This window comes from Caulobacter sp. GW821-FHT11A05 (assembly GCF_058809015.1).
On the sequence record NZ_JBXASF010000008.1, the window covers coordinates 227,002 to 236,980 of the forward strand.

10 protein-coding genes are annotated in these 9,979 nt (G+C 67.7%); 3 read left to right on the forward strand and 7 right to left on the reverse strand.

The features are described from left to right. Positions 1-126 precede the first annotated feature (126 nt). Positions 127-2,610 (forward strand): hypothetical protein, encoded by a 2,484-nt coding sequence (locus tag AC1RSK_RS13715; protein WP_492908116.1) that lies wholly within the window; start codon positions 127-129, stop codon positions 2,608-2,610. Between the two features lie 4 nt (positions 2,611-2,614). Here AC1RSK_RS13715 and AC1RSK_RS13720 read toward each other — a convergent pair whose 3' ends face one another. Together AC1RSK_RS13720 and AC1RSK_RS13725 are read right to left on the reverse strand one after the other, a co-directional pair. After that, a complete protein-coding gene (locus AC1RSK_RS13720) occupies positions 2,615-3,355 on the reverse strand; it encodes a hypothetical protein (RefSeq protein WP_492908117.1) in 741 nt (246 codons plus the stop codon). A gap of 87 nt (positions 3,356-3,442) precedes the next feature. Further along, positions 3,443-3,685 carry a DUF2171 domain-containing protein gene (locus AC1RSK_RS13725; protein WP_492908118.1) on the reverse strand — a complete coding sequence of 81 codons (243 nt, stop codon included), beginning with the start codon at positions 3,683-3,685 and terminating at the stop codon, positions 3,443-3,445. A 77-nt stretch (positions 3,686-3,762) separates the two neighbouring features. Between AC1RSK_RS13725 and AC1RSK_RS13730 the strand changes: the two genes are divergently transcribed. Then, a complete protein-coding gene (locus AC1RSK_RS13730; RefSeq protein WP_492908120.1) occupies positions 3,763-3,942 on the forward strand; it encodes a DUF4169 family protein in 180 nt (59 codons plus the stop codon). A gap of 185 nt (positions 3,943-4,127) precedes the next feature. Here the strand turns inward: AC1RSK_RS13730 and gatB are convergent, their stop codons facing one another. From gatB to gatC, 4 genes are read right to left on the reverse strand one after another with little or no spacing between them, the layout of a single operon-like run. Continuing rightward, complete coding sequence (gene gatB, locus AC1RSK_RS13735) at positions 4,128-5,705, reverse strand: Asp-tRNA(Asn)/Glu-tRNA(Gln) amidotransferase subunit GatB (RefSeq protein WP_492908121.1); 1,578 nt, start codon at positions 5,703-5,705, stop codon at positions 4,128-4,130. Beyond that, positions 5,705-6,223 carry a hypothetical protein gene (locus AC1RSK_RS13740; protein WP_492908122.1) on the reverse strand — a complete coding sequence of 173 codons (519 nt, stop codon included), beginning with the start codon at positions 6,221-6,223 and terminating at the stop codon, positions 5,705-5,707. Before AC1RSK_RS13740 ends, gatB begins: the two co-directional genes overlap by 1 nt. Next, the gene (gene gatA / locus AC1RSK_RS13745; protein WP_492908123.1) at positions 6,220-7,692 is read right to left on the reverse strand and encodes an Asp-tRNA(Asn)/Glu-tRNA(Gln) amidotransferase subunit GatA; all 1,473 of its coding nucleotides are present in this window, start codon (positions 7,690-7,692) and stop codon (positions 6,220-6,222) included. The genes AC1RSK_RS13740 and gatA overlap by 4 nt, the downstream gene beginning before the upstream one ends. After that, a complete protein-coding gene (gatC, locus tag AC1RSK_RS13750) occupies positions 7,693-7,980 on the reverse strand; it encodes an Asp-tRNA(Asn)/Glu-tRNA(Gln) amidotransferase subunit GatC (protein ID WP_492908124.1) in 288 nt (95 codons plus the stop codon). A 159-nt stretch (positions 7,981-8,139) separates the two neighbouring features. On the opposite strand from gatC, the gene ruvX reads away from it, so the two are divergent. Next, on the forward strand, positions 8,140-8,628 hold the full coding sequence (gene ruvX, locus AC1RSK_RS13755; RefSeq protein WP_492908129.1) for a Holliday junction resolvase RuvX: 489 nt from the start codon (positions 8,140-8,142) through the stop codon (positions 8,626-8,628). Positions 8,629-8,755: 127 nt separating this feature from the next. Here the strand turns inward: ruvX and AC1RSK_RS13760 are convergent, their stop codons facing one another. Next, entirely contained in the window at positions 8,756-9,754 is a 999-nt protein-coding gene (locus tag AC1RSK_RS13760) for an NADP-dependent oxidoreductase (RefSeq protein WP_492908125.1), read from the reverse strand. Positions 9,755-9,979 lie beyond the last annotated feature (225 nt).

Below are 9,979 nucleotides of genomic sequence, written 5' to 3' on the forward strand. Positions count from 1 at the left end.
CCCACCAGTCACATCTCCGCGACAAATCGCCTTAGGAAAGGTTTGGGTAAGCAACTCGCCTGAAGGGTGTGCGCGACTCGCGTTATTGACGAGCCGTTCAAAAAAATTCCCTGAGGGAACGCACCCATGCCTTTCACCGCAGTCGTCGCACTCAGCTCCCTCGACGGGACCACGGGGTCCCAGATCACCGGCGAAGCGGCCAGCAACTACGCCGGCCAGTCGATCGCCAATGTCGGCGACATCAACGGTGACGGCATCGACGATTTCGCCATCGGCGCCACCGGCGTCGGCGGCGCCAGCCAGGGGGCGGTCTATGTCGTGTTCGGCACGGCCTCGGGCTTCCCGGCCAACTACAGCCTGACCAGCATCGACGGGACCACCGGCTTCCAGATCAACGGCGGCGAATACGCCCAGGACTTCGTCGGCGTCTCGGTCGCCGGCGCGGGCGACGTCAACAACGACGGCATCGACGACCTCATCGTCGGCGCTTCGGGCGGCGACCCGGACGGCGGCGGCTCGGGCGCGGCCTATGTGATCTTCGGCAAGAACGTCGCCGTCGACGGCGCCTTCGCCAGCGACATCGCCACCTCCAGCCTGACCGGCACGACCGGCTTCCAGATCAGCGGCACCAACGGCGGCGACGGCCTCGGCTTCTCGGTCGCCCTGGGCGACTTCAACGGCGACGGCATCGAGGACATGCTGGTCGGCGCCAACCAGGCCGACAGCTACCGCGGCGCCGGCTACGTGATCTTCGGCAAGGACACCGCCGTCAACGGCGCCTTCGCCGGCAACATCGACGTCGCCACCCTCGACGGCACGACCGGCTTCAAGATGCCGGCCATCAGCAGCTACGACTACGTCGGCACCTCGGTGGCCAACGCCGGCGACATCAACGGCGACGGCATCGACGACATCGCCATCGGGGCCATGGGCCTCGACCCCAATGGCTCCAACTCCGGCGGCGCCTATATCGTCTTCGGCAAGAATACCGGCTTCACCGCCTCGGTCAGCCTCAGCGCCCTGACCGGGGCCGACGGCTTCCGCATCGCAGGCTTGGCGGCGGGCGACCAGGCCGGCATCAGCGTCTCGGCCGCCGGCGACATCAACGACGACGGCGTCGACGACGTTATCATCGGCGCCAACGGCCTGACCAACAACGGCGGGGCCTTCGTGGTCTTCGGCCGCAACACCGCCGTGGCCGGCGACTTCGCCAGCAGCGTCAATGTCTCCTCCCTCGACGGAACCAACGGCATCCGCATCGACGGCGAGACCTCGGGTGACAACCTCGGCATCCGGGTGACGGGACTGGGCGACGTCAACGGCGACGGCATCGACGACTTCGGCTTCGGCGCCACCGGCAAGGACGACAACGGCTCCAACGCCGGCGCCGCCTACGTCATCTTCGGCCAGAGCACCTGGGGCGCCACCGTGTCGCTCGCCGGGCTGGACGGGACCAACGGCTTCCAGATCAACGGCGAGGCCGCCGGCGACAACCTCAGCCGCATCGCCGGCTTCGGCGACTACAACGACGACGGCGCGATGGACGTCCTCGTCAGCACCTCCTTCCACGACGCCGGCGGCAACAACGCCGGCGCGGCCTGGATCATCTACGGCCTTCCCGCCGCCGGTGGCATGGTCGGCACGCCTGGCGCCGACGACCTGAGCGGCACGGCGGGCGCCGACATCGCCGACGGCGGGGCCGACAAGGACATCCTCCGCGGCCTCGGCGGCGACGACATCCTCGCCGGCGGCGACGCCAACGACCAGATCTTCGGCGGCGACAACGACGACCTCCTCAGCGGCGACGCCGGCGGCGACATTCTCTACGGCGACGCCGGGGTCGATGAACTGAACGGCGGTGACGGGTCCGACAAGCTGTTCGGCGGCACGGGGGCCGACCAGCTCAACGGCGGCATCGGCAACGACCGCATGGACGGCGAAGCCGACATCGATACCCTCAACGGCGGGGCCGGCAACGACTACCTCGACGGCGGGGCCGGCGCCGACGTCATGACCGGCGGGACCGACAACGACGTCTACATCGTCGACGACGCCGGCGATCAGACCATCGAGAACGCCGCCGAAGGCTATGACATCGTACGCACGGCGCTCGACGGCTGGGTGTTGGCGACCAATCTCGAGGGCCTGGAGCTGCAGGGCTCGGGCGACATCGACGGGACCGGCAACGCCGGGGCCAACAACCTGCAGGGCAATGCCGGCGGCAACACCCTGTCGGGCCTGGCCGGGGTCGACACCATCAACGGCAACGACGGCGACGACTTCATCATCGGCGGGGCCGGCAACGACCTGCTGCGGGGCGGCACGGGGACGGACGCCTTCGTCGTCGCCCACGCCTTCGGCGCCACCCTGGAGACCGACCAGATCTACGACTTCAGCGACGCCGAGGGCGACATCCTCGACTTCTCGGGGGCCTTCGGCGGCATCCTGACCGAGGTCGGCGCCTTCACCAAGACGGCCGGCGAGATGACGGTCAGCTTCGCGGGCGGCATCACCACCGTGAAGCTGGACATCAACGGCGACGGCAAGGCCGACTACCAGGTCAAGATCAACGGCGACGTCACCGGCGACACCGGCGACTGGATTCTCTAGCCGGCTACTGCGGCGGGGGCAGTCCATAGCGCCCGTCGCAGGCCCGCACCTCGGCGAACAGCGGTTCGGCCGGCGCCGACTTGTCGATCAGGATGGCCTTCACCCGCGTCTCGGCGGCGGCCTGCACATCCTTGCCGATGACCAGCCGGTCCAGCTTGGGATTGGCGCCGGCGTACCGCAGCAGCGCTCCGTCGGCCCGCTGGAACAGCAGGCCAGCCAGCGGCGGATTGCCCTGGTTGCCGTAGGACAGGGCCAGGTAGGACACCGCGCAACTTCTGTCATCGACCACCGGCCCCTTGGCCACCGGCGGCGGCGCGGGCTTGGGCGGTGGCTTGGCGGCCGACGGTCCGGCGACCGGACCCAGGACCGGCTTGAAGCCGAACGCGGCGTCGCAGCGCGCCGCCACCGCCAGCACCTCGCGCACCGGCTTCGGATCGCCGTCGATGCTCGCCTTCAGCAGCATGGCCACGAAGTTGTCGCTGTAGGCGCCCCAGTCCTCGGCCTGATAGTCGGCGACAACCTTGTCGATCTCCGGAGCCGAGGCGCGGGCGTCGAAGTTGATCGCCTCGAAGTTCGCCGTCGCCCGAACCTCCGGCCAACGCTGGCTCAGCGAGGCCTTCTGAATATGCAGGGCGTCATAGACCCCCTGGCAGGTCGGCCCATCGGCCTTCCAGTCCTCAGCCGCCATCGCCGGCGAGCCGACTGCAACCATCGCCGCCGCCACGGCCCCACCAATCCGGATCATTCCGTCACTCCCGCTACCCGGCCTGCTTAGGCTGGTCCCAGCGAGCGCACATCCTCGGATTGGGGGGCCGCGGCGGCGGCGCGGCGGCTAGTGCTTTTCGCGCCAGGCGGCCTTGGCCGCTTCGGCGGTCAGGCTGAGCTTCACCGTCTCGCTGCGTTCGTCGACATAGTCGACCCAGCTCAGCGGGATCATGTGGTGCTTGAAGCCGCCGGCCAGGTCCAGCTTGGCCAGCTCGATGTCGGTCCCGACCACATGGTCGACGCGGCCGACGTGTTTTTCGTCCGAGCCGATGACTTCCATATGTTCGCGAATGGCGGTGGCGTCGGTCATGGCGATACTCCCGGTACAGGTTGTGGGAGCGACTACAACGGCTGTCGGCGCGGAGGGTTTCGCGTTAGTTTCCGCCCATGGCGGACGTGATCAACCTCAACAAGGCCCGCAAGGCCAGGGCCCGGGCGGCGGGCAAGCAGGCGGCCGTGGAGAACCGGGCGAAGTTCGGCCGCACGGGCGCGGACCGGTCGCTGGAAGCGGCGCGCAAGGCCAAGGCCGAGCAGACGCTGGACGGCGCGAAACGGTCTGACGACTAGCATCCCTTCTCCCGCTTGTCGGGAGAAGGTGGCCCCCGTAGGGGGTCGGATGAGGGCAGCACCGGCCTTCGAAGACCAAACCAACACACGAAAAAAGGCAGCCCAGCCGCCGCCGGTGCTGCCCTCATCCGTCGGCTACGCCGACACCTTCTCCCGACAAGCGGGAGAAGGGCCACCAGTGGTCGTCACTCCACCCCCAGCTTCGCCTTCAAGATCGCGTTCACCGCCGCCGGATTGGCCTTGCCGGCCATCTCCTTCATCACCTGGCCGACGAACCAGCCGATCGCCTGCGGCTTGGCCTTCACGGCCTCCGCCTGCCCAGGGTTGGCGGCGATCAGCTTCTCGACCACGGCCTCGATGGCGCCGGTGTCGGTGACCTGTTCCAGACTCCTGGCGCTGACGATAACGTGCGGGTCACCCTCGCCGGCCTTCATGAACTCGAAGACCTCCCGAGCGATCTTCGACGAGATTTTTTGACCGATCTGCAAGTCCGCAAGAGACGAGATATGATCCGCCGAGATCACGACGTTGGCTTGAGGCGGCGTCACGGTGATTGAAGGCAATGGCGCGACAACCAAAACGTCACCATCCGGCCGTCGCTCGATTCGAACACTGGCGTCGGCGTTCATCCACGTCGAGAATTCTTGCGTAACGGTGTTGGCGACGAGCTTTGCCTTCACGGCGTCAGCATCCTTGGCAGCGCGCTCAAACAGGGCAGCTTTGTCAGCATCCCCGGTCAGCACGCCGGCGTCGTACGGCGACAGGCCATACTGGCTTTGCAGCCGCGCCTTCTTGGCGTCGGGCAGTTCCGGCAGACCGGCCTTGATCTCGTCCACCCAGGCCTGCTCGATCTCCAGCGGCAGCAGGTCCGGATCGGGGAAGTAGCGATAGTCGTGCGCCTCCTCCTTCGACCGCATCGAGCGGGTCTCGACCTTGACCGGGTCGAACAGGCGGGTCTCCTGGTCGATCTTGCCGCCGTCCTCGAGGATCTCGATCTGACGCCGCGCCTCATGCTCGATCGCCATCTGGATGAAGCGGTAGGAGTTGACGTTCTTGATCTCGCAGCGCGTGCCCAGGTGCTTGAAGTCGCCGCTGGCGCGGAAGGCCTCATAGCCGCCGGCCCGGCAGACCGAGACGTTGACGTCGGCCCGCAGGTTGCCCTTCTCCATGTCGCCGTCGCAGGTGCCCAAGGTCACCAGGATGGCCCGCACCTTCTTCACATAGGCCGCCGCCTCGGCCGAGGTGCGGATGTGCGGCCGCGAGACGATCTCCATCAGCGCCGTGCCCGAGCGGTTCAGGTCGACGTAGGTGGCGTTCGGGTCGAGGTCGTGGATCGACTTGCCGGCGTCCTGCTCCAGGTGCAGCCGCTCGATGCCGACCGTGAAGGTCGTGCCGTCGTCGCGTTCGACGATGACCTCGCCCTCGCCGACGATCGGCTGATCGAACTGGCTGATCTGATAGCCCTGCGGCAGGTCGGGGTAGAAGTAGTTCTTGCGGTCGAACCGGCTCTTCAGGTTGATCTGGGCGTTGAGGCCCAGCCCCGTCCGCACCGCCTGCTCGACGCAGTATTTGTTGAGCACCGGCAGCATGCCGGGCATGGCCGCGTCGACGAGCGAGACCTGCTCGTTCGGCCCGGCCCCGAAGCCGACGGCCGCGCCGCTGAACAGCTTGGAGTTCGACGCCACCTGGGCGTGGATCTCCAGCCCCATGACGATTTCCCAGTCGCCGGTGCGACCTTTGATGGTTGTGGTCTTCTCAGACATCAGATTTCGCCATTCTCGAACATCTTCAAGATGATGTCCGTGTTGGTTTCATTCAACTCGGTCAGCACTTTAGCCAAACCATATTCACCTCGAGCCACCGCGACGGCGCCCAGAACGACGGGCAATCCGGCCGCTGATTGAGCAGAGGTCGCCGCCTCCGCCGCCAAACTGCCCAGTCGCTTGATCGCCGCGAAATAGGCCTCGTGCAGCGGTTCGGGAACCTCAAAGCCGCGCTCATGCCGGCTGATCTCGATCATGGTCGGCAGATGGAAGTAGCTGTCGCTCGCATCCCTAGGCGCGCCACTCAGGGCCTCAACGATCCTTGGGGTCGCGGCGAAGGAAGCCGAATAGACATCGCCCTGATGGCAGAGCGAGCTCCAAAGATCTTCCCAGGGCTCAGCGCCTTCCGACGGGAAGTTGCTCAATTCATCCAGCATCGCCGGAATATCATCGGCAGCCCCGTAGGCGTGCGTAAGGGTGCTCCAGTTGGCTGCCGCGAGAGGCGCACCGTCCGTCACCACCACTTCTCCGCCTTGGCCCGGAAGCCCGCCGCCTTCTCGATCGCGCCCGCCACCGAGAACACCGTCCCCTCGTCCAGCGCCTTGCCGATCAGCTGCAGGCCAAGCGGCAGTCCTTGCGCGTCCAATCCGGCCGGCACGCTGATCGACGGCAACCCAGCCAGGTTGGTCGTCACCGTGAAGACGTCGTTCAGGTACATGGCGATCGGATCGGCGTTCCGCTCGCCCAGGGCAAACGCCGCCGACGGGGCCGTCGGGGTCAGCAGCACGTCGCAGGTTTCCCAGGCCCGGTCGAAGTCCTCGGCGATCCGGCGACGCACCTTCTGGGCCTTCAGGTAGTAGGCGTCGTAATAGCCGGCGCTCAGCACATAGGTGCCGATCAAAATCCGCCGTTTCACTTCCGCGCCAAAGCCTTGCGCCCGGGTGTTCTCGTAGATCTCGGTGAGGTTCTTCCCCTCCGCCCGCAGCCCGTAGCGCATGCCGTCATAGCGGGCGAGGTTGGAGGAGGCCTCGGCCGGGGCGACGATGTAGTAGGCCGGCAGGGCGTATTTGGTGTGCGGCAGGGATACCTCGACGATCTCGCAGCCGGCCTCGCGCAGCCAGGCGACGCCGTCTTCCCACAGTTTCTCGATCTCGGCCGGCATGCCGTCGACGCGGTATTCCTTCGGCACCCCGACCCGCAGGCCCTTCACCGACCGGCCGACAAAGCTCGCGAAATCAGGCGTCTCCACCGGCAGGCTGGTGCTGTCCTTGGGATCGTGCCCAGCCATGGAGGTCAGCAGGATGGCCGCATCCTCGACCGTCTTGGCGATCGGCCCGGCCTGGTCGAGCGAAGACGCGAACGCCACCACGCCCCAGCGCGAGCAGCGCCCGTAGGTCGGCTTGATCCCGACCGTCCCCGTGAACGCCGCCGGCTGGCGGATCGAGCCGCCGGTGTCGGTCGCCGTGGCGCCCAGGCACAGGTCCGCCGCCACCGCCGAGGCCGAGCCACCGGAGCTGCCGCCCGGGGTCAGCGCCTGGTTGCCGCCCTTGATCTTCCAGGGGTTCACCACCGGCCCGAAGGCGCTGGTTTCGTTGGACGAGCCCATGGCGAACTCATCCATGTTCAGCTTGCCCAGCATGACCGCGCCGTCGCCGAACAGATTGGCGGTGACGGTGCTCTCATAGGGCGGCTTGAAGTCGCCGAGGATTTTCGAACAGGCCGTGGCCCGCACGCCCTCGGTGCAGAACAGGTCCTTGATGCCCAGCGGCGCGCCTTCCAGCGGCCCGGCCTCGCCCGAGGCGATGCGGGCGTCCGAGCGGGCGGCCATCTCGAGGGCCTTCTCGGGCGTCTCGAGGACAAAGGCGTTCAGCGGCCGCGCGGCCTCGACGGCGGCGACGTGCGCTGTGGTCAGCTCGACGGCCGAAAACCGTTTGGCCTTCAGCCCTTCCAGCGCGCCCTTAAGGGTGAGGGAGGTGAGCTCGGACATCTATTCCACCACCTTGGGCACGACGAAGAAGCCGTCGATCGTCTTGGGCGCGTTCAGCACCACCTTGGCCACGCGATCGCCGTCGGTGACCACGTCCTCGCGCAGCGGCAGGGTCGCGGCCACGGCCGAGGTCATCGGCTCGACGCCGTCGGTGTCCACTTCGCCCAGCTGTTCGATCCATTGCAGGATGCCGCTGATTTCCTGGGCCATCGGCTCCAGGGCCTCTTCGGGAACAGCAATCCGGGCGAGACGGGCGACCTTGCGCACCGTGGCGGCGTCAACGGCCATTGGCCAAACTCCAGTCGAAACGAGAGGCGGTGGTTAGCCGCCGGGGGACTGCTTTGACAAGGAAAACCGGCCGGAATGGCCGCCTTCCACGCCGATAGTGACCCTTGCGGCGCCCTGGCGGCGTTTGACGCGCCCTTCCCCCACGCCTACAGCCCGCCCATGGCCATCCTCGACCTCCTCGACCTGCCGGCCGCCCTGCCGCAGTACGCGCCGATCGTCGGCCTCGACCCGGGCGAAAAGACCATCGGCGTCGCCGTCTCCGACATCACCCGCACGGTGGCCAGCCCCCTCGATGTCATCCGCCGCGAGAAGTTCACCCAGGACGCCGCCGCCCTGTTCAAGCTGATGGAGAGCCGCGGGGCGCTCGGCATCGTTATCGGCCTGCCGGTCAACATGGACGGCACGGAGGGCGTCCGCTGCCAGTCCAACCGCGCCCTGGCCCGCAATCTGCTACGCCTGCGCGACATCCCCATCGCCTTCTGGGACGAACGCCTGTCGACGGCGGCGGTGACCCGCGTGCTGATCGACGAGCACGACGTCAACCGCAAGAAGCGCGGTCAGGTGGTGGATAAGCTGGCCGCGACCTGGATCCTGCAAGGCGCGCTGGAACGGCTGCGGAACGCTCAAGTTCCTCCTCCGGGGGCGTAGCCCACGGGGGAGGGGGACCGCCGCCGCGACTCAGCGGCGGGGGGGGGGGGGGGGGGGGGGGGGGGGGGGCCCTAAGTCGGGCCGGCGGTCCCCCTCCCCCGTCGCTGCGCGCCGGAGGAGGAACTGCCTACCCCGCCACCCGCACCATCCGCTTGCCGACATTCTCCCCGGCCAGCAGGCCGATCAGCGCGCCCGGCAGGCTCTCCAGCCCTTCGAGCACGTCCTCCTGCACCTTCAGCTGGCCGCTCTTCGTCCAGCCCTGCAGGTCGGCCATTGCCTGGTCGTTCCTGTCGGCGAAATCACTGACGATGAAACCGCGCATGACCAGCCGCTTGGTGACAATCAGGCCCGGCACCCCGCGCGGCCCGAACGGCGCGGCGCTGTCGTACTGCGACACCGCCCCGCAGCAGGCGATCCGCCCGTGCACGTTCATCTGGAACAGGCAGGCCTCGAGGATCTCGCCGCCGGTGTTGTCGAAATAGACGTCGATGCCATTCGGCGCGGCGGCCTTCAGGTCCTTGAACAGGTTACCGCCCTTGTAGTCGACCGCCGCATCGAACCCGAACTCGTCCTTCAGCATCTGGCACTTGGCGGACCCGCCGGCGATGCCGACCACCCGGCAGCCCTTGATCTTGGCGATCTGGCCTACGAACAGGCCGACCGAACCCGCCGCCGCCGATACCACCACCGTCTCCCCGGCCTTGGGCAGTCCGCACTCCAGCAGGCCGAAATAGGCCGTCAGCCCGGCCACGCCATAGACGCTCAGGAGATTGGTCAGCGGCTCGATCCGCGGCAGTTTCGCCAGCCGCTTACCCGGCAGCACCGCGTACTCCTGCCAACCGGTGTCGGCGAACACCAGGTCGCCGGGTTTGAGGTTGTCGGCCTTCGAGCTCACCACCTCGGCCAGCGCCCCGCCGGCCATCACGTCGCCCGCCTGCAAGGCCGAGCGATAGGTCGCCCCTTGCATCCAGGCGCGGTTGGCCGCGTCGAGACTGACGTACAGCACCTTCAGCAGCACCTCGCCGTCCCCCGGCGAGCCGACCGTCCCCTCATTCTGCCGGAAGTGCGTGGGCTCCAGCTTGCCCTTGGGCAGGTCGGCGAGGACGATCTGGCGATTGGCGGTCATGGCGGCGCTCCCTGTTTTCACCAGCTTGGCGCCGCAGGTCGCCCAAGAGAACCCCTTCTCCCGCTTGTCGGGAGAAGGTGGCCCCCGAAGGGGGTCGGATGAGGGCAGCACCAGCGTTCGACGGTTGGCGCGGCTCAGATTGCCTCCCGCCGGCGCTGCCCTTGTGTGTTTGCGATCTGTCATTGTGCCGATTGCGGGCGGTCGTAGCAGCGACCGCCCGCGACG